At 72.6% G+C, this 19,184-nt stretch carries 13 protein-coding genes and 1 pseudogene; 8 read left to right on the forward strand and 6 right to left on the reverse strand.

All coding sequences use genetic code 11. The features are described 5' to 3' along the window. Nucleotides 1-6: 6 nt before the first annotated feature. From leuS to AB0761_RS25535, 5 genes are all read left to right on the forward strand, one after another. On the forward strand, nucleotides 7-2,898 hold the full coding sequence (leuS, locus tag AB0761_RS25515; protein WP_377271480.1) for a leucine--tRNA ligase: 2,892 nt from the start codon (nucleotides 7-9) through the stop codon (nucleotides 2,896-2,898). Between the two features lie 216 nt (nucleotides 2,899-3,114). Further along, a complete protein-coding gene (locus AB0761_RS25520; protein ID WP_377271481.1) occupies nucleotides 3,115-3,888 on the forward strand; it encodes a hypothetical protein in 774 nt (257 codons plus the stop codon). 364 nt (nucleotides 3,889-4,252) lie between these two features. Then, nucleotides 4,253-5,098 (forward strand): DegV family protein, encoded by an 846-nt coding sequence (locus tag AB0761_RS25525; RefSeq protein WP_377271482.1) that lies wholly within the window; start codon nucleotides 4,253-4,255, stop codon nucleotides 5,096-5,098. Nucleotides 5,099-5,206: 108 nt separating this feature from the next. Then, a complete protein-coding gene (locus AB0761_RS25530; RefSeq protein ID WP_377271483.1) occupies nucleotides 5,207-6,190 on the forward strand; it encodes a helix-hairpin-helix domain-containing protein in 984 nt (327 codons plus the stop codon). 264 nt (nucleotides 6,191-6,454) lie between these two features. Then, entirely contained in the window at nucleotides 6,455-9,049 is a 2,595-nt protein-coding gene (locus tag AB0761_RS25535; protein ID WP_377271484.1) for a ComEC/Rec2 family competence protein, read from the forward strand. A 16-nt stretch (nucleotides 9,050-9,065) separates the two neighbouring features. On the opposite strand, the gene AB0761_RS25540 is transcribed toward AB0761_RS25535, so the two are convergent. Continuing rightward, nucleotides 9,066-9,374, reverse strand: coding sequence for a hypothetical protein (locus AB0761_RS25540; protein WP_377271485.1), 309 nt, complete (start codon nucleotides 9,372-9,374; stop codon nucleotides 9,066-9,068). Between the two features lie 16 nt (nucleotides 9,375-9,390). Here AB0761_RS25540 and holA point away from each other — a divergent pair, with 16 nt between their 5' ends. Continuing rightward, complete coding sequence (gene holA, locus AB0761_RS25545) at nucleotides 9,391-10,383, forward strand: DNA polymerase III subunit delta (RefSeq protein ID WP_377271486.1); 993 nt, start codon at nucleotides 9,391-9,393, stop codon at nucleotides 10,381-10,383. A gap of 13 nt (nucleotides 10,384-10,396) precedes the next feature. Here holA and AB0761_RS25550 read toward each other — a convergent pair whose 3' ends face one another. The 3 genes from AB0761_RS25550 to AB0761_RS25560 all read right to left on the reverse strand — a co-directional run bounded on the left by AB0761_RS25550 (nucleotide 10,397) and on the right by AB0761_RS25560 (nucleotide 12,427). Next, nucleotides 10,397-11,362 carry a hypothetical protein gene (locus tag AB0761_RS25550; RefSeq protein ID WP_377271487.1) on the reverse strand — a complete coding sequence of 322 codons (966 nt, stop codon included), beginning with the start codon at nucleotides 11,360-11,362 and terminating at the stop codon, nucleotides 10,397-10,399. Between the two features lie 250 nt (nucleotides 11,363-11,612). After that, on the reverse strand, nucleotides 11,613-11,885 hold the full coding sequence (gene rpsT, locus AB0761_RS25555) for a 30S ribosomal protein S20 (protein ID WP_377271488.1): 273 nt from the start codon (nucleotides 11,883-11,885) through the stop codon (nucleotides 11,613-11,615). 236 nt (nucleotides 11,886-12,121) lie between these two features. Continuing rightward, nucleotides 12,122-12,427: an antibiotic biosynthesis monooxygenase family protein gene (locus AB0761_RS25560; RefSeq protein WP_377271489.1), complete on the reverse strand. Its 306-nt coding sequence runs from the start codon at nucleotides 12,425-12,427 to the stop codon at nucleotides 12,122-12,124. A 61-nt stretch (nucleotides 12,428-12,488) separates the two neighbouring features. On the opposite strand from AB0761_RS25560, the gene AB0761_RS25565 reads away from it, so the two are divergent. Then, a complete protein-coding gene (locus AB0761_RS25565) occupies nucleotides 12,489-12,902 on the forward strand; it encodes a hypothetical protein (RefSeq protein WP_377271490.1) in 414 nt (137 codons plus the stop codon). 69 nt (nucleotides 12,903-12,971) lie between these two features. Next, a pseudogene (gene lepA / locus AB0761_RS25570) lies at nucleotides 12,972-14,841 on the forward strand (translation elongation factor 4). A gap of 265 nt (nucleotides 14,842-15,106) precedes the next feature. Here the strand turns inward: lepA and AB0761_RS25575 are convergent. Continuing rightward, nucleotides 15,107-17,071: an ABC transporter ATP-binding protein gene (locus AB0761_RS25575; RefSeq protein ID WP_377271491.1), complete on the reverse strand. Its 1,965-nt coding sequence runs from the start codon at nucleotides 17,069-17,071 to the stop codon at nucleotides 15,107-15,109. A gap of 88 nt (nucleotides 17,072-17,159) precedes the next feature. Further along, nucleotides 17,160-18,896, reverse strand: a complete 1,737-nt coding sequence (locus AB0761_RS25580; RefSeq protein ID WP_377271492.1) for an ABC transporter ATP-binding protein — start codon at nucleotides 18,894-18,896, stop codon at nucleotides 17,160-17,162. Nucleotides 18,897-19,184 lie beyond the last annotated feature (288 nt).

Raw genomic sequence — 19,184 nt, forward strand, 5'->3', positions numbered from 1 at the left:
AGGACGATGAGCGAGACCACCCCCGCTGCGGGCGCGGCCGAGGCCGCGGCCGGCGAGCCCTTCCGCTACACAGCCGCGCTGGCTGCCGACATCGAGTCGCGCTGGCAGGACCTGTGGGAGAAGGAGGGGACGTTCAACGCCCCCAACCCGACCGGCCCGCTGGCCGACCCCGGCGCCGGCGACGTCTCCGGCCGCCCGCGCGCCTTCATCATGGACATGTTCCCGTACCCCTCCGGGGCGGGCCTGCACGTCGGCCACCCGCTGGGCTACATCGCCACCGATGTCTTCGCCCGCTACAAGCGGATGACCGGGCACAACGTCCTGCACACCCTGGGGTTCGACGCCTTCGGCCTGCCCGCCGAGCAGTACGCGGTGCAGACCGGCACCCACCCGCGGGTCTCCACCGAGCGCAACATCGAGGTCTACCGCAGCCAGCTGCGGCGGTTGGGCCTGGCCCACGACTCCCGCCGGTCGATCTCCACCATCGACCCGGACTACTACCGCTGGACCCAGTGGATCTTCCTGCAGATCTTCAACTCCTGGTACGACGAGACGGCCGGCCGGGCACGTCCGATCACGGAGCTGGTCGAGCAGTACGTCTCCGGTGAGCGCACCGCACCCGACGGCCGCAGCTGGGCCGAGCTGACCCCCATCGAGCGCGACGAGCTGCTGGGCGACCACCGGCTGGCCTACGCCAAGGAGGTGCCGGTCAACTGGTGCCCCGGCCTGGGCACCGTGCTGGCCAATGAGGAGGTCACCGCCGACGGCCGCTCCGAGCGCGGCAACTTCCCGGTCTTCAAGGCCAAGCTGCGCCAGTGGATGATGCGGATCACCGCCTATGCGGACCGTCTGATCGCCGACCTGGACCTGCTGGACTGGCCCGAGGCCATCAAGCTGCAGCAGCGCAACTGGATCGGCCGCTCCGAGGGCGCCAGGGTCGACTTCGCCGTCGACGCCGACGGCGGAGCCGCCATCACCGTCTTCACCACCCGCCCCGACACCCTGTTCGGCGCCACCTACATGGTGCTGGCGCCGGAGCACGAGCTGGTCGACCGGATCGTGCCCGCTGCCTGGCCCGCCGGCGTACGCGACGACTGGACCGGCGGCGCGGCCACGCCCGCCGAGGCCGTCGCCGCCTACCGCGCCGAGGCGGCTGCCAAGTCCGATGTCGAGCGGCAGGCCGACGCCAAGGTCAAGACCGGTGTCTTCACCGGCGCGTACGCCGTCAACCCGGTCAGCGGCGAGAAGATCCCGGTCTTCATCGCCGACTATGTGCTGATGGGCTACGGCACCGGCGCCATCATGGCGGTGCCCGCCCATGACACCCGCGACTTCGCCTTCGCCCGCGCCTTCGGCCTGCCGATGCGCTGCGTGGTGCAGCCCGCCGACGACCGCGGCACCGACCCGTCCACCTGGGACGACGCCTTCTCGTCCTACGACGCGGCGATCGTCCACTCCGCCAATGACTCCGTCTCGCTGAACGGCCTGGGCGTGGTCGAGGCGAAGAAGCGGATCACCGCCTGGCTGGCCGAGCGGGGCATCGGCGAGGCCACCGTCAACTACCGCCTGCGGGACTGGCTGTTCAGCCGGCAGCGCTACTGGGGAGAGCCCTTCCCGATCGTCTACGACGAGGACGGCGTGGCCCACGCGCTGCCCGAGTCGATGCTGCCGGTCGAGCTGCCCGAGGTCGACGACTACTCGCCGCGGACCTTCGACGCCGACGACGCCGCCAGCTCCCCGGAGACCCCGCTGTCCCGGGCCGAGGAGTGGGTCCACGTCGAGCTGGACCTGGGTGACGGCCCGCGCCGCTACCGCCGTGAGACCAACACCATGCCCAACTGGGCCGGCTCCTGCTGGTACGAGCTGCGCTATGTGGACCCGGTCTCCAGCGACAGGGTGGTGGACCCGGTCGCCGAGCAGTACTGGATGGGCCCCGTCGCGGGCAAGCCGGCCGGCGGCGCCGACCTGTACGTCGGCGGTGCCGAGCACGCGGTGCTGCACCTGCTGTACTCCCGCTTCTGGCACAAGGTGCTGTTCGACCTGGGGCATGTCTCCTCGTTCGAGCCGTTCCACAAGCTGTTCAACCAGGGCATGATCACCGCCCATGTCTACCGCGACGCCCGCGGCTTCCCGGTCCCGGCCGCCGAGGTCGAGGAGCGGGACGGCGAGTACTTCTGGGAGGGGCAGCCCGTCCGCCGCGAGGCCGGCAAGATGGGCAAGTCGCTGAAGAACTCCGTCGCCCCCGACGAGATCGCCGAGCAGTACGGCGCCGACACGCTGCGCCTGTACGAGATGGCGATGGGCCCGCTGGACGTCTCCCGCCCCTGGGAGGACCGCGCGGTCGTCGGCTCGTACCGCTTCCTGCAGCGGCTGTGGCGCAATGTGGTGGACGAGGAGACCGGCACCCTGGTCGTCAGCGACGAGGAGCCGGACGAGGCCACGCTGCGGGCCCTGCACAAGACGGTGGAGGGCATCCGCGGCGACATGGAGGGGCTGCGCTTCAACACCGCGGTCGCCAAGGCCATCGAGCTGAACAACCACCTGGTCAAGCGCGGTTCCACACCGCGCTCGGTGGCCGAGTCGCTGGTGCTGCTGGTCGCCCCGATGGCCCCGCACATCGCCGAGGAGCTGTGGCGCCGCCTGGGCCACGACGAGTCGCTGGCGCACGCCGACTACCCGGTCGCGGACCCCGCGTACCTGGTGGACGAGACGGTGACCTGCGTGGTGCAGATCAAGGGCAAGGTCAGGGCCCGCCTGGAGGTCCCGCCGGGCATCGGCGAGGCCGAGCTGGAGGCGCTGGCGCTGGCCGACGAGGCCGTGGTGCGGGCGATCGACGGTGCTGCCGTCCGCAAGGTCGTGGTCCGCGCGCCGAAGCTGGTCAACATCGTCACCGGTTGACGGCCGCCGCGGGGCCGGGAAGGGGTTCAGCCCCGACCCGGCCCCGCGGCATGTCCGGGGAAACCCCTAACTGTCCCTGAACTCACGTGGATCGACCGGATCGGCAGGGCGCCCGGAGGACCGGCCCGGCTACCGTGGAACCACCGGAACGGCAGAACCGGAGATCCTGAGCGGGGCCCGTCCGGCGGCTCCGCCCCCCGCGCGGAGGTGGCACCCATGGAGGCGGTCGGCATTGCCGTCGGCGTCGTGGCATTCCTGATCCTCGGACTGGCCGCCCTCGCGGTGGTGGCCGCGGTCAAGGCGGGCCGGGCCGTGGGGCGCAGGGTGGAGCAGCACGGCGCGCAGGCCCGCCGTGCGGTGGAGGACGTCGCGCTCAAGGCCCGCAGCTACACCCGCCCCGGGCCGCAGGGCCGGATCGCCGCCCTCCGGCTGGAGGTCCGCGAATCGCTGGGCGGGACGCGGCGGGTCCTGGAGTCCGCCGTCGGCGGCGACCCGCAGCTCACCGAGGCGCTGCAGCTCCTCGGCCGGCTGGACGAGCACGCCCGCTCCCTCGACGACGAGCTGCGGATGCTGGAGCGCGAGCCCGACAGCCGGCGGGTCGACACCAGGCTCCCCGATCTGCGCGAGCGCGGCGGGCGGATCACCCATGCCGCCGAGTCGCTGCGCTGGGCGGCGCAGGACCGTGCGCGCCACTTCTCCGACAGCGATCTGGCCCGGCTGGGCCGCGAGTGCGAGACCGAGGCCGGTGCGCTGCGGCACTGGACACCGGCCGGGCAGCAGGGGCCGGCGGACGGGCCGCGCCCGGCGGAGGGCCCGGGGTCGGCCGGCGCCGGGGCGCCGGCGGGGGGTCGGCAGGGCCGGCAGTCGCCCGGCATCGCCGCGGGGCGGGGGACCGGGGCTGCGGAGGCGCTCGGACTGGACCCGCGCGCCCGGCTTGCGGACCGGCTCCGCAAGCCCCGCCCGGAGCCGGGCACGCCTGGCGTCGGGTGAGGGGTGCCGGGCGTTGGGTGCCGGACCGTCCTGTGGCCGGACCGGTGCGCGGTCGGACGGCCCGGAGACCGGACCGGTGTGCGGCCGGACGGCCCGGTGACCGGAGCGGTGTGTGGTTGGAGCGGCCTGTGATCGGGCTGCCCCGCGGTCGGACCGTAGCGTGACCGGATCGGTGCGGGCTCAGGCCGTCCTGTGACCGGCTCTTCCCGTGACCGGACCGCCCCGCGATCCGACCGCCCTCCCGCCGGACAGCCGACCCACGGGCTGCCCTGAGGCCGGACCGTGCCCCGCCACCTGCGCGGAGGCATCCGCACCGGCGTACCCGCCCTGTCCCGGGCCGCCACCTGGAGGTAACCTCCCGCACATGTCCGCCCACGTTGCGCTCGTCACCGATTCCACGGCCTATCTGCCGCAGGACGCCGTGGACCGCCACCGCATCGCCGTGGTGCCGCTGAGTGTGGTGATGGGCGACGAAGTGCTCGCAGAGGGCATCGAGGTCTCCCCGAAGGACGTCGCCCAGGCGCTCCGGGGCCGCCGGGCGGTGACCACCTCACGGCCCAACCCCGAGTCGTTCGCCGCCGCCTACCGCGCCGCCGCCGAGACGGGCGCCGAGGCGGTGGTCTCGCTGCACCTGTCGGCGGAGCTCTCCGGCACCTTCGAGGCGGCGCAGCTCGCCGCCGAGTCGGCCGGGCTGCCCGTCCGGGTGATCGACACCCGCATGGTCGGCATGGCGCTGGGCTACTGCGTCCTGGCGGCCGCCGCGGCGGCGGATGCCGGTGCCGGTCCCGAGGAGGTCGCGGCGGCGGCGGAGCGGCGCGCCGAGAGCACCAGCGGGTACTTCTATGTGGACACCCTGGAGTATCTGCGGCGCGGCGGCCGGATCGGTGCCGCCCGGGCGTTGCTGGGCTCCGCACTGGCGGTCAAGCCGCTGCTGCACCTCTCGGGCGGGTCCATCGAGCCGCTGGAGAAGGTCCGTACCGCCTCCCGGGCCATCGCCAGGCTGGAGGAGATCGCCGTGGAACAGGCCGGCCAGGCGGAGGTGGACATCGCCGTGCACCACCTTGCGGCCGAGGACCGCGCCGAACCGCTCGCGGAGCGGCTGCGCGGCCGGGTCCCCGGACTGCGGGACCTGTACGTCGGGGAGGTGGGCGCCGTCATCGGTGCCCATGTGGGGCCGGGGCTGCTGGCTGTGGTCATCTCGCCGCGCTGACCGCTCTTCACCCTTGGGGGTGAAGGGAGTTGTCCACACCCCCGGGTTGTCCACAGGCTGCATGGCCGCCCGCCCACGGTGGGCGTCGGACGCCTAGCGTCCTGGCCCATGACGCCCATCACGACCATGACCCTCCCCGCTGCACGGCGCCGCGAGACGGCCGCCATCGCCCGCAGCCGCCTGCCCGCCGTGCTCCCCCTCGCCCTGCCCGCTGCTCCCGGGGCCGGAGGCCCGGCGGTGCCTTCCGGTGGCGCCCGGGCTGTCGCCGATGCCCGGCCGGGAGGCGGGCCGGGTCCGGCCCTCGGCGCCCCGCCGGCCCGGTCGACCGCCGAGCCGACGGCTGTCCACGCCGAGGCGCCGGGCGCCGCTCCCTTCCCCGAGCCCCCGCCTCCGGACGCAGGGGCAGCCCGTGGACTGCCCCGCCGACTGCTCGCCGGGCTGCCGACAGGCGGGCTGGAGCTGGACCGCAGAGCCGTCGCAGGGCTGGCGGTGCTGCTCCTGGTGGCTGTCGGATACGGCGTCCAGCACTTCTGGCTGGGCCGTCCGCAGTCCGTGTCCGTACCCGTGGCGACCGGGTCCGCCGCAGGGCCCGGCCCGACACCCGCCGCAGCGGCCCTCCCGGCCCCGGCGGCTGCGGGCGCCGCCTTGCCGCGGCCGTCACCGGGGCCGGCGGCCGTCGTCGTGGTGGATGTCGCAGGCCGGGTCCGCCACCCCGGTCTGCGGACCCTGCCGCGCGGCTCCCGGGTGGCCGATGCGCTCCGCGCCGCCGGCGGACCCGTCCATGGCGCGGACACCGCCGGGCTCAACCTGGCCCGGATCCTGGCGGACGGTGAGCAGATCCTGGTCGGGACCCCGGCGGCGGCCCAGCCGGGCGCTGGATCCGCCACCGGCCCGCCCATCGGCCCCGTCAGTCTCAACGCCGCCACTGTCGACCAACTCGATGCCCTGCCCGGGGTGGGGCCGGTGCTCGCCCGCCACATCATCGAGTACCGGGGCGCCCATGGGGGATTCACCGACATCGGGCAGCTGCATCAGGTGCCGGGCATCGGAGACCGAAAGTATGCGGAGATCCAACCCCTGGTGATGCTCTGACGATACGTCAGCCAAAGGTTCCCGGCTCTGCTCACCTGTCCGGGGGAGCGAAGCGCCGCGCACTCGGCCGGCTGCCCTGTGCACCCGCGTCCGGCTTCGTCCCTTGCCTGCGGCTCCGCACCTGGCCCCGACTCGTGTGCTGGCCCCGACTCCAGTGCTGCCCCCGACTCCGCCCCAGCCCTCGGGCCCACCCCTTGCCCCGGCTCCGCCTTTGGCCCCCAGCCCCGACCCTCGCCGGCCCTCGACCCGTATGACCCCAGCCGCATGAGCACTCGGCCGTCAGCGCCGCCGCCCCGCGCTCCCGAGCAGGGCGTACCCGACCAGTCCCGACCGTCCCTCCCACCCACCCCACAGCTCCCGCTCCACAGCCAGGCCCCACCGGAGCGGCACCCTGCCGATCTGCGGGTGCTGCCGCCCGCAGCGGCGGCCTGGGTGACCACGGCGGTGCTTCTCCCCGCCGGTCCTGGCCGACTCCCTCTGATCGTCACCGCTGCTGCGCTGTCCGCCTCCTGCGCCCTCGTCCTGCTGATCCGCAACCGCCGGGGCAGCCTCGCGCTCGCCGCAGTCCTGCTGACCGCCGCCGCAGCCGCGACCACCACCGTCCTGCACACCGCCGATCTGCACCGGGGCCCGCTCCCCGACCTCGCCCGCCGCCACGCCACCGACAGCCCCGGCAGCTCCAACGGCCCCACACCCACCCACGCCACCGTCGAACTCACTCTCACCGGCGACCCCGTCGCACGTGCTCCCCGGGTCCGCGGATCGGGCCGCGGCCAGGGCTTCGTCATCGTGCACGCCCGCGCCGACCGGGTCACCGCCGACGCGATCGGCACCGTCGCGACCAGAACCCCCGTCACCGTCATCGCCCAGGGCCGCGCCGCCGCGCAGTGGCTGCCCCTGCTCCCCTCCACCCGCCTGACCGCCGACGTCCAGGTGCTCCCACCCGACGACCCCGCCGAACCCAGCGCCGCCGTCCTGCTCACCCGGGCCCCGGCCCGCCTGCTCGCCCCACCCGACGCCGTGCAACGCATCGCGGGCAGCCTCCGTGAGGGACTCCGCCGGGCCTCCGACCCCCTTCCCGCCGACGCCCGATCCCTGCTCCCGGGCCTGGTCGTCGGAGACACCTCCCGCATCCCCGACGATCTGCGCGACGCCTTCCGCGCCACCGACCTCGCCCACTTGATCGCGGTCAGCGGCGGCAACCTCGCCGTGCTGCTGGCCGTCCTGCTCGGCGCCCCTTCACGGGCCGCCACGGCGGAGCGCGGGGGCCTGGCCGGCCGCCTCGGCCTGCCGCTGCGGGCCACCGCTGCTCTGGGCATCGCACTCACCGCCGCCTTTGTGGTCCTCTGCCGCCCCGAGCCCAGCGTGCTGCGGGCCGCCGCCACCGGTGTGATCGGCCTGCTGGCCCTCGCTGCGGGCCGCCGCAGCCAGGCCCTCACCGCCCTGTCAGCGGCCGTGCTGCTGCTCCTGCTGGCCGACCCCTGGCTGGCCCGCGACTACGGCTTTCTGCTCTCCGTACTGGCCACCGCGGGGCTGCTCACCCTCGGGCCGCGCTGGTCCGCCGTCCTGCTGCGGCACGGCTGGCCCCGCCGCCTCGCCGAGGCCGTCGGTGCCGCCTGTGCGGCCCAGGCGTTCTGCAGCCCGGTGATCGTTGTGCTCACCGCCCGGGTGAGTCTGGTCGCCGTACCCTGCAATCTGCTCGCGGAGATCGCGGTCGCCCCGGCCACCCTGCTCGGCTTTGCCGCCCTGGTCACCGCACCGGTCTCCGGTGCGGCCGCCACGCTCCTCGCCCGGCTCGCCGGAGTCCCCACCGGCTGGCTGGCGGCGGTGGCCCGCCGGGGAGCGGCACTGCCCGGTGCCGAGGTCGCCTGGCCGACCGGCTGGGCGGGGGCGGCGGCACTGGCCGTGGTCACCGCCGCCGCCATGTGTGCCGCGCCCGCCGTACTGCCCCGGCTGCGCAGCCGCCCGGCGCTGGCCGCACTGCTGGGCCTGGCCCTGCTCGCCGCCCTGCTGCGCCCACCGCTGCTCACCAGGATCGCCACCGGATGGCCGCCGCCGGGCTGGCGGCTGGTGATGTGCGACGTCGGCCAGGGCGACATGATCGTGCTGCCGGCCGGTCCCGGGGCCGACCCCGACACGGCCGTGGTGGTCGACACCGGACCTGACCCGCACACCGCCGACGGCTGTCTGCGCTCGCTGGGGATCACCCGAATCCCCCTGGTGATCCTCACCCACTTCCACGCCGACCATGTCGAGGGGCTGCCCGGAGTGCTGCGCGGCCGTACGGTCGGCGCCGTCGAGACCACCGTCCTGGACGAGCCACCAGGGGAGGAGAGCCGAGTGCTGCGCTGGACGGCCCGCTCCGGCATTCCCCTGGTGCGGGCGGTCCCCGGTGAGCGCCGTACGGCCGCCCCCGGGGTCAGCTGGCAGGTGCTCTGGCCCGCCGCTCCCACGGTGCCGCTGGACGCCCCCGGCCCCAACAACGCCAGCATCGCCGCCCTCGCCGACGTCCATGGCCTGCGCATCGCCCTGCTCGGCGATCTGGAGCCGCCCGCTCAGGCCCGACTGCTCGCCCGGGACGGCCCGGCCCTCGGTCCGGTCGACGTCCTCAAGGTCGCCCACCACGGCTCCGCCAACCAGGACTGGTCACTCGCTGCGGCCCTGCACCCCCGCCTCGCCCTGGTCTCCTGCGGAGTGGACAACCCCTATGGGCATCCGGCGCCGGGCACCCTCGCGCACCTCCGTGCGCTGGGCGCCACCGTGCTGCGCACCGACCTCTCGGGTGACATCGCCGTCCTCGGCGACGGCCCGGCAGATCTCCGTGCCTCCGTCCACCCGCACCGCCCCGCGGCGGGCTGAGCGCGGCAGTGGACGCTCAGGCGTCCTCGCGCCAACCGTCGTATGCGGCGGCAAGGGCGTCCAGGGCGGTCAACAGGCCGTCCGGCCAGCCGCCCCCGGGCGGCGTCAGGACGACCAGCCACTGGGCGTCCTCGGCATCGTCCTCACCGGCCAGGGACTCGCGGACCAGCTCCGGCTCGCCGAGCTCCGGCCAGCGGCGGACGACGTCGGCGGCCACCTCCTCCGCGGTGTCGCGGTCAGGGAGGACAAGCAGCTGGCGACCGGGCTCGTTCTCGTGCACGGCCCCATTCTCCCCGGCGCCGGACCGGCCCTGTCGGCGGCCCATGGGATGCTGATGGGCGATGGCCAGGAAGAGCGCACCCGACGACCTGCTCGCCCCGCTGACCCTCGCGGTCGGCCAGGAGGAGCTGCTGCTGGACCGTGCCGTGGCACAGGTGGTGGCAGCCGCCCGGGCCGCCGACCCGGACACCGACGTCCGCGATCTGGCCCCGGGGGCGCTCCAGCCCGGCACTCTGGCGGAGATCACCACGCCCTCGCTCTTCGCCGAGCGCAAGGTGGTGGTGGTCCGCGCCGCACAGGACCTCGCAGCCGACTCCGTGAAGGACGTCAAGGCGTATCTGACGGCCCCCGCCGAAGAAGTGATCATGGTGCTGGTGCACGCCGGCGGAGCCAAGGGCAAGGGGCTGCTGGACGCCGCCCGCAAGGCCGGCGCCCGCGAGGTGCCGTGCGCCAAGCTGGCCAAGGCCGGGGAGCGGATGGCGTTCGTCAAGGGCGAGCTCCGCACCGCCGGGCGCTCCGCCAGCGAGGAGGCCTGCCGGGCGTTGCTGGATGCGATCGGCAGCGATCTGCGCGAACTGGCCGCCGCGGTCAGTCAGTTGGCGGCGGACACAGAGGGCCCGATCGACGAGACCGTGGTGGCCCGGTACTACAGCGGTCGTGCGGAGGCCACCGGCTTCGAGGTGGCCGACCTCGCTGTGACCGGCCGTACCGCGGAGGCGTTGGAGCGGCTGCGCTGGGCGCTGGCGGTGGGCCAGCCGCCCACCGGTATCACCTACGCCCTGGCTTCGGGGGTGCGCAGTATCGGGCGGCTGGCCACGGCGGGGCGCGGGATGCGGCCCGCCGATCTGGCCCGTGAGCTGGGCATGCCGCCCTGGAAGATCGACCGGGTCCGCCAGCAGATGCGCGGCTGGTCCGGCGATGGAGTGGCCGCGGCGCTGACCGCCATCGCGGAGGCGGACGCCGCCGTCAAGGGCGGCTCCGACGACCCCGCGTACGCGCTGGAGCGCGCCGTGGTGTCGGTCTCCAGGGCGGCCCGCTCCGGCCGCAACTACTGACCGCCGCCGGGCGTCAGCCGGCCGTCCCGCCGCTGGCACCGCGCAGCCTGGCCAGGGTGGACCGGCTGTCCCCGATCAGACGCTGCTTGATGTCGTCGGGGTCGGGCGGGGTGTCGGTGGACGAGGCCGAGTAGCCCTTGCTCCAGCCGAGTTGGTAGGTCACCCCTCCGTCGCGGACGTAGAGGTAGTGGCTGATGTAGCGGTAGGCGGCATCGCTGTCGTCGTCCTTGTAGGACAGGAAGGCCTCGTCGCCGAGTCCGGGCACCTCGGTGATCCGGTAGTCCTGCTGCCGGTCGAAGTCCCGCTGGGCGTCGAACTCCGGCTGCGGATCCACCGCCTTGTGGAACTGCACGTACATGTAGAGGGAGGCGCTGTCACCGCCGCTGCCGGTCTTGAGGCTCATGTTGCAGTACATGTAGTCCAGCGCCGGGCTCTTCATGGTCTTCTGCGTCGGGCTGCTGTCCGGTGTCGTGTAGAGCTGCTTGAACTGCGACAGGTCGGCGGTGCTGCACAGCTGGGCAACGGTCCGGTAGCTGCCGATGTCCGGCTTGGAACCGCCGGAGCCACCGGAGCCGCCGGAGCCACCGGAACCGCCGGTGAGCAGCGGCAGCCCGAAGACGCCGCCCGCCCAGAGCAGCGAGGCGGCGGCCGCCCCGACCGCCATCCCGAGCAGCAGCCCTCTCCCCGTGCCGCTGCTGCCTCCGCCTGCTGCGCCGTCCGGCGGCAGGTACGGGGCGGCCGGCGGCTGCTGGGCGGCATACGGGTTGGACTGCTGCGGCAGGCCGCCGTAGTAGGGGGCGCCGCCCTGCTGCTGAGGGAAGGCCGCCTGGGTCGGCTGGTAGGGCGGCTGGTACGGCGACGGCGACGGCACAGGCTGGGGTGGCTGCTGTGGTGATTGCCCGGGGCCGGACGGGGGCGGCGGCGGGATCGACATGGAACCCTCGCTCTTCGGGTCGACGACGGGCGGTCGCTCGACCATAGCGGTCCGTGTCCGTGCCGGGCAGCGGAAAAGGCGCCGCGGCTGCCCTGGGGAAGGGCTGCCGCGGCGCCTTGCCGTGGATCTGTGTGCACCGCACCCGCGTGGCGAACGCAGGCCGCGTGCGGTGCGAGGTCTCACTGCCGCGGAGGAACCGGGTAGAGGGCCGGTTCTGACCGGGCGGTCGGCCGGGGCCGGAGGCGGTTGAGAGGGACCGCGGACTCCGTGTCCGGCCTGCCAGGGGCTGCCTGGATCAGGCGGCGGCCTTGGCGGTGTTGACGCGCTGGACCAGGGCCGACTTCTTGTTGGCAGCCTGGTTCTTGTGGATGACGCCCTTGCTCACGGCCTTGTCGAGCTTCTTGGACGCCTCGCGGGCCAGCACGGTGGCCTTCTCGAAGTCGCCGGCCGCGGCGGCCTCGCGGGCCTTGCGGACAGCGGTCTTCAGCGAGGACTTGACGGCCTTGTTGCGCAGGCGCGCCTTCTCGTTGGTCTTGTTCCGCTTGATCTGGGACTTGATGTTCGCCACGAAGGAGCCTCAGTCTTGGTTGGTCGGTCTCGACGGTGCGCCCGTGGATGCACATGAGTGCACACAGGCGCAGCAGGCCACGTTACCAGGGGCGCCGTGGCCACCCAAACCGGCTCAGCCGCTGCTCAGCCGGGCGGCGGCCGAGGAACCGCCCGGCCGGCCGCAGGCCGGGGCCCCGCCGGCCGCCCGCCTGCCCATGGGGCACCGGCGGCCTGCCGCTGCCCGAACGGCTCCGCTCAGCCGCGGACCAGCGGTTCGCCGTAGTGCTCGACCTCGGGGAACGGGTCGTAGAAGCGGTGCAGCAGGTCCCGCCAGCGGGCGTACTCCGCGGAGCGCCGAAAGCCTTCGGTGTGGTCCTCCAGCCGCTCCCATCCCACCTGGAGCAGAAAGCGGGACTCCCGCCCCTGGTCCAGGCAGCGCCGCAGCTCCAGGCTGCGGAAGCCGGGCTGGACCGCGATCAGCGGCCGGGCCTCGGCGAAGGCTGAGAGAAAGGCGTCCTCCTGGCCGGGCAGGACGTCGAGCAGAGCGGACTCGAGGATCATGGGATGTGATCCTCGCCCAACACCGGCCTGCCGCGCCAACGGGTGTGCCAGGGTGGCGCCCATGACCCTCACCGCCGCCGCCCCGCTGCGCCGGGCGGCCGCCGGGCGCCGCTCCGCGCTGCTGCTCTCCGGTGTGCTGGCCACCGCCGGGGCGCTGCACTTCCTGCGTCCCGAGCCGTTCGGCGCGATCGTCCCCCGCCGGCTCCCCGGCGGACCCCGGCTGTACACCCGGCTCAGCGGGGCAGCCGAGCTCGCCTGCGCGGCGGCGGTGGCAGTGCCCCGTACCCGCAGGCTGGGCGGACTGGCCACCGCTGGGCTCTTCGCTGCGGTCTTCCCGGCCAATGTGCAGATGGCGTACGACTGGCGACGGGCCGCACCTGCCAGGAGAGCCGTCGCCTGGGCCCGGCTGCCGCTCCAGCTGCCGCTGGCCGGCTGGGCGCTGGAGGTGCGCCGCGGCGCCGGGGAGGCGCGCTGAGCGGGCCGGGCCCCGCTCGTGGGACTATGGGAGAGACGTATCGAATCCCCTGAGAATCTGGACCACTAGGTGCCCGCGACCCCCAACACCGTGCCGGAGCCCAGCCGCACCGATCCTGCGCTGATCCGGAACTTCTGCATCATCGCCCACATCGACCACGGCAAGTCGACGCTTGCCGACCGGATGCTGCAGCTCACCGGGGTGGTCGACCAGCGCCAGATGCGTGCCCAGTACCTCGACCGGATGGACATCGAGCGCGAGCGCGGCATCACCATCAAGTCGCAGGCCGTCCGGCTGCCCTGGGCGCCGACCACCGGCGAGGGCACAGGGCGGACGCATGTGCTCAACATGATCGACACCCCCGGCCACGTGGACTTCACCTATGAGGTGTCCCGGTCCCTGGCGGCCTGCGAGGGGACGGTTCTGCTGGTGGACGCCGCGCAGGGCATCGAGGCGCAGACCCTCGCCAACCTGTATCTGGCGCTGGAGAACGACCTCACCATCATCCCGGTGCTGAACAAGATCGACCTGCCGGCCGCACAGCCCGAGAAGTACGCCGCCGAGCTGGCGCACATCATCGGCTGCGACCCCGCCGACGTGCTCAAGGTCAGCGCCAAGACCGGGATGGGCGTCGAGGCGCTGCTGGACGAGGTCGTCGCCAAGATCCCCGCTCCGGTGGGCAACGCCAATGCGCCCGCCCGCGCGATGATCTTCGACTCGGTGTACGACTCCTACCGCGGCGTGGTCACCTATGTCCGAGTGATCGACGGCAGCCTCTCCAAGCGGGAGCGCATCGCCATGATGTCCACGGGCGCCACCCACGAACTGCTGGATCGGCGTCATCTCGCCGGAGCCCAAGCCGTCCGACGGGCTGGGGGTCGGCGAGGTGGGCTATCTGATCACCGGGGTGAAGGACGTCCGGCAGTCCAAGGTCGGTGACACCATCACCTCGATGCACAAGGGTGCGACCGAGGCGCTGGGCGGCTACAAGGACCCCAAGCCGATGGTCTTCTCCGGGCTCTACCCGCTGGACGGCTCGGACTACCCGCTGCTCCGCGACGCGCTGGACAAGCTGCGGCTCAACGACGCCGCGCTGGTCTACGAGCCGGAGACCTCGGTGGCGCTGGGCTTCGGCTACCGCTGTGGCTTCCTCGGCCTGCTGCACCTGGAGATCATCCGGGAGCGGCTGGAGCGCGAGTTCAACCTCGACCTGATCGCCACCGCGCCCAACGTGGTGTACCGGGTGGTCATGGAGGACGGCACCGAGCACATCGTCACCAACCCCAGCGAGTTCCCCACCGGCAAGATCTCCGAGGTGCACGAGCCGGTGGTGCGCGGCACCATCCTGGCGCCCAATGAGTTCGTCGGCGCCATCATGGAGCTCTGCCAGACCCGCCGAGGCAACCTCCAGGGCATGGACTACCTCTCGGAGGACCGGGTGGAGCTGCGCTACACGCTCCCCCTGGCCGAGATCGTCTTCGACTTCTTCGACCAGCTGAAGTCAAAGACCCGTGGCTATGCCTCGCTGGACTACGAGCCCATCGGTGAGCAGCAGGCCGAGCTGGTGAAGGTCGACATCCTGCTGCACGGCGACAAGGTGGATGCCTTCTCCGCCATCGTGCACAAGGACAAGGCGTACAACTACGGCGTGCAGATGGCCGGGAAGCTGCGCGAGCTGATCCCGCGCCAGCAGTTCGAGGTGCCGATCCAGGCTGCGATCGGCTCCCGGGTGATCGCCCGTGAGACGGTGCGGGCGATCCGCAAGGACGTCCTCTCCAAGTGCTACGGCGGTGACATCTCCCGTAAGCGGAAGCTGCTGGAGAAGCAGAAGGAGGGCAAGAAGCGGATGAAGATGGTCGGCCGGGTGGAGGTCCCCCAGGAGGCCTTCATCGCCGCGCTGTCCACCGACTCCGACGGGCCGTCCGAGAAGAAGAAGTAGCGGCAGAGGCCGACCGCTGGGCGTCCCGGAGCAGTGCTCCGGGGCGCCCAGTGCTGTCCGGCCCCTCAGCACCGTCCGGCCCCTCAGCACCGTCCGGGCCGGAGAACGCCACGAGGGGGCGCACCAGCACTGCCGGTGCGCCCCCTCGGGCGTACTCGCTCCCAGCCGACCGGCTGTCCAGCCGGTCCCGTCCGGTCGGCCCGGTCCCGGTCGGCCCGGTCCCGGTCGGCCCCGTCTCAGTCGGCCCTGTCTCAGTCGGCCCCGCTCAGTCGACCTCGGCCACCGCCGCCGAGAACTGCGCCGCATACAGCCGTGCGTAGGCACCGCCCGCGGCCAGCAGTTCCTGGTGGGTGCCCTGCTCGACAATGGAGCCCGACTCCATCACCAGGATCACATCGGCGTCCCGGATGGTGGAGAGCCGGTGGGCGATGACAAAGCTGGTCCGCCCGGTCCGCAGCTTGGCCATCGCCCGCTGGATCAGCACCTCGGTACGGGTGTCCACCGAGCTGGTCGCCTCGTCCAGCACCAGGATCACCGGCTCGGAGAGGAAGGCCCGGGCGATGGTGATCAGCTGCTTCTCGCCGGCGCTGACACTGGACCCCTCCTCGTCGAGCACCGTGTCATAGCCGTCCGGCAGGGTGCGGACAAAGCGGTCGACGTGTGCGGCCTGCGCCGCCGCGGTGATCTGCTCCCTGGTGACGCCCTCGGCGCCGTAGGCGATGTTGTCGGCGATGGTGCCGCCGAAGAGCCAGGTGTCCTGGAGCACCATGCCGATGCCCGAGCGCAGCTCCTCCCGGGACATCTCCGCGATGTCCACCCCGTCCAGGGTGATCCGGCCGCCGGTGGTCTCGTAGAACCGCATCAGCAGATTGACCAGCGTGGTCTTGCCGGCGCCGGTGGGTCCCACGATGGCCACGGTGTGGCCGGGCTCCACCTTCAACGACAGACCGTCGATCAGGGGCTTCTCCGGGTCGTAGCGGAAGGCGACGTTCTCGAAGGCCACCCGGCCGCGCAGCTCGGCCGGGCGGACCGGCTGCCCGGGCTCCGGGGACTGCTCCTCGGCGTCCAGCAGCTCGAAGACCCGCTCGGCGGAGGCCACTCCGGACTGCACCAGGTTGGCCATCGACGCCACCTGGGTGAGCGGCTGGCTGAACTGGCGCGAGTACTGGATGAAGGCCTGCACCTCGCCGATGGAGAGTGCGCCCGAGGCGACCCGCAGGCCACCGACCACGGCCACCAGCACATAGTTGATGTTGCCGATGAACATCATGGCGGGCTGGATGATCCCGGAGATGAACTGGGCCCTGAAGCCGGCCTGGTACAGCTCCTCGTTGTGCTGCCGGAAGGTCTCCGCGGACTCCTGGTGCCGGCCGAAGACCTTCACCAGGGCGTGCCCGGTGTACATCTCCTCGATGTGCCCGTTGAGCTTGCCCGTGGTCCGCCACTGGGTGACGAACTGCGGCTGGGCGCGCTTGCCCACGGCGGTCGCCACCACCACCGAGACCGGCACCGTCACCAGGGCGATCAGTGCCAGCAGCCAGGAGAGCCAGAACATCATCGCCAGCACACCGACGATGGTCAGCAGCGAGTTGATGATCTGACCCATCGTCTGCTGGAAGGTCTGGGCGATGTTGTCGATGTCGTTGGTGGCCCGGCTCAGCACCTCACCGCGCGGCTGCTGGTCGAAGTAGCTGAGCGGCAGTCGGGAGAGCTTGGCCTCCACCTGTTCGCGCAGCCGGTAGACGGTGCGCTGGATGGCGAGGGTGGCCAGCCGGCCCTGGAAGATGCCGAGGACGCCGGCGGCGACGTACACCCCCAGTACCCAGAGCAGCACCGTGCCGACCGCGTGGAAGTCGATGCCCTGCCCGGGGGTGAAGTGCATCGAGTTCAGCATGTCGGCCAGGGTGCCCTGGCCCTGCTGCCGCAGGTGCTCCACGGCTTCGGCCTTGGTGGTGCCGGCCGGCAGCCGGCGGCCGATCACCCCGGAGAAGATCAGGTCGGTGGCGTGCCCCAGGATGCGGGGCCCGGTGACGGAGAGGCCGACACTCAGCACGCCGAACGCCAGCACCGCCGTGACCAGTGCCCGCTCGGGGCGCAGGGTGGCCAGCAGCCGCTTGCCGGACCCCTTGAAGTCCATGGACTTCTCTATCGGGCCACCGCTCATGAAGCGCGCCGGGCCGCCCATCGGCGCCGGTCCGCGCCGCGGTGCGGTCTTGGGTGGCGTACTCATGCCCTCTCCTCGGTGTTCGCTTCCCCGCCCGTGCGGCCGAGGCGCGCGCGGTCACTCGGCTGACGGGCCGCGGCCCTGGATGCGTCGCTCACGCTGCGGCCTCCTCCTCGGTCAGCTGGGAGAGCACGATCTCCCGGTAGGTGTCGTTGCCGTCCATCAGCTCGGCGTGGGTTCCGGTGCCGACCACCCGGCCCTCGTCCAGGACGACGATCCGGTCGGCGCCCCGGATGGTGCTGACCCGCTGGGCCACGATCACCACGGTGGCCTCGGCCGTCTCCCGCGCCAGAGCGGCGCGCAGTGCGGCATCGGTGGCGTAGTCCAGAGCCGAGAAGGAGTCGTCGAAGAGGTAGATCTCCGGGCGGCGCACCAGCGTCCTGGCGATGGCCAGCCGCTGCCGCTGGCCACCGGAGAGGTTGCTGCCGCCCTGGGCGACCGGCGCTTCCAGGCCCTCGGCCAGCTGCTCCACGAAGTCCCGTGCCTGGGCGACCTCCAGGGCGTTCCAGAGGTCCTCGTCGGTGGCGTCCGGGTTGCCGTAGCGGAGGTTGCTGGCCACGGTGCCGGAGAAGAGGTACGGCTTCTGCGGCACCATCCCCACGGTGCGGGCGAGCAGGGCCGGGTCCAGCTTCCTGACGTCGACACCGTCGACCAGCACCTCGCCGCCGGTGGCGTCGAACAGCCGGGGGATCAGGCCCAGCAGCGTCGACTTGCCGCTGCCGGTGGAGCCGATCACGGCGGTCGTCTCACCGGGGAGCGCCACCAGGTCCACTCCGCGCAGCACCGCGGCCTCGGCGCCGGGGAAGCGGAAGTCGGCGCCGCGCAGCTCCAGATGGCCGTGGCGGAGCACCTTGTGGATCGGGGTGGCGGGCGGGACCACGCTGGAGTCGGTGTCCAGCACCTCGGTGATGCGCTCCGCGCACACCTCGGCACGCGGCACCATCATGAACATGAAGGTGGCCATCATCACCGACATCAGGATCTGCATCAGATAGCTGAGGAAGGCGGTCAGCGCACCGATCTGCATGCCGCCGCTGTCGATCCGGTGGCCGCCGAACCAGAGCACGGCGACGCTGGAGGTGTTGACCACCAGCATCACGGTGGGGAACATCAGCGCCATCAGCCGGCCGGTCCGCAGCGAGACGTCCATCAGCTCGCCGTTGGCGCCGCCGAAGCGCTCCTGCTCGTAGCGGTCGCGGACAAAGGCCCTGATCACCCGGAGACCGGTGATCTGCTCCCGCAGCACCCGGTTGACCGTGTCGATCCGGGTCTGCATGGAGCGGAAGAGCGGCCTCATCCGACGGACGATCAGGCTCACCAGGATGCCCAGCAGCGGCACGATCACCACCAGCAGGGTGGAGAGCGGCACATCCTGGTTGAGCGCCATGATGATGCCGCCGAAGCACATGATCGGTGCCGAGACCATCAGGGTGAAGGTCATCAGCACCAGCATCTGCACCTGCTGGACGTCATTGGTGGTGCGGGTGATCAGCGACGGCGCACCGAAGCGCCCCACCTCGCGGGCGGAGAAGGACTGCACCCGGTCGAAGACCGCGGCCCGTACGTCTCGGCCGAGCGCCATCGCGGTGCGGGCGCCGAAGAACACCGCGCCCACCGCGCAGACGACCTGCGCCAGGGTGATGGCGAGCATCAGGCCGCCGGTGCGGAGGATGTAGCCGGTGTCGCCCTTGACCACTCCCTGGTCGATGATGTCGGCGTTGAGCGTCGGCAGATAGAGCGTGGCGATCGTCTGGACGAGCTGCAGCAGCACGAGGAGCACGATCGGCCTGGCGTAGGGCCTCAGATGGGCCCGTAGGAGTTTGATCAGCACGCGGGTTCTCTCGGACGGAGTGCGGACGGGGGGCGGTCGGGGCGAGTACATCATCGGTTATTCCGGCCCGTCTGCGTATCGGATATGGGGACTAGGTCCCGCGGCCCGTGCCGGCCGGGGAGCGGGACCGGGCGGAGGCACTCGCAGTGACGGCACGCACACCCCCACCGGCGGGTTTGCAATCTCCGGTGCCCCCTTACGTCACGGCGTGTTTCCCCCTACGCTGACCGTGCTTGCGAGTTACCCGCCAGTTAACAACGTCGTTGATCGGCACTCGGGCCCCCGGAG

The sequence above is a fragment of the Peterkaempfera podocarpi genome (assembly GCF_042466665.1).
Classification (GTDB): Bacteria; Actinomycetota; Actinomycetes; order Streptomycetales; family Streptomycetaceae; genus Peterkaempfera; species Peterkaempfera podocarpi.

Bases quoted from the DNA above. Each gene is read 5' to 3' on its own strand.
- AB0761_RS25565 (WP_377271490.1), top strand. From the start codon at position 12,489: ATGACCCTCACCGCCGCCGCCCCGCTGCGCCGGGCGGCCGCCGGGCGC.
- holA (WP_377271486.1), top strand. From the start codon at position 9,391: ATGGCCAGGAAGAGCGCACCCGACGACCTGCTCGCCCCGCTGACCCTC.
- AB0761_RS25540 (WP_377271485.1), bottom strand. From the start codon at position 9,374: ATGGGCCGCCGACAGGGCCGGTCCGGCGCCGGGGAGAATGGGGCCGTG.
- AB0761_RS25535 (WP_377271484.1), top strand. From the start codon at position 6,455: ATGAGCACTCGGCCGTCAGCGCCGCCGCCCCGCGCTCCCGAGCAGGGC.
- AB0761_RS25525 (WP_377271482.1), top strand. From the start codon at position 4,253: ATGTCCGCCCACGTTGCGCTCGTCACCGATTCCACGGCCTATCTGCCG.
- AB0761_RS25530 (WP_377271483.1), top strand. From the start codon at position 5,207: ATGACGCCCATCACGACCATGACCCTCCCCGCTGCACGGCGCCGCGAG.
- AB0761_RS25575 (WP_377271491.1), bottom strand. From the start codon at position 17,071: ATGAGTACGCCACCCAAGACCGCACCGCGGCGCGGACCGGCGCCGATG.
- AB0761_RS25520 (WP_377271481.1), top strand. From the start codon at position 3,115: ATGGAGGCGGTCGGCATTGCCGTCGGCGTCGTGGCATTCCTGATCCTC.
- AB0761_RS25560 (WP_377271489.1), bottom strand. From the start codon at position 12,427: ATGATCCTCGAGTCCGCTCTGCTCGACGTCCTGCCCGGCCAGGAGGAC.
- AB0761_RS25550 (WP_377271487.1), bottom strand. From the start codon at position 11,362: ATGGTCGAGCGACCGCCCGTCGTCGACCCGAAGAGCGAGGGTTCCATG.
- leuS (WP_377271480.1), top strand. From the start codon at position 7: ATGAGCGAGACCACCCCCGCTGCGGGCGCGGCCGAGGCCGCGGCCGGC.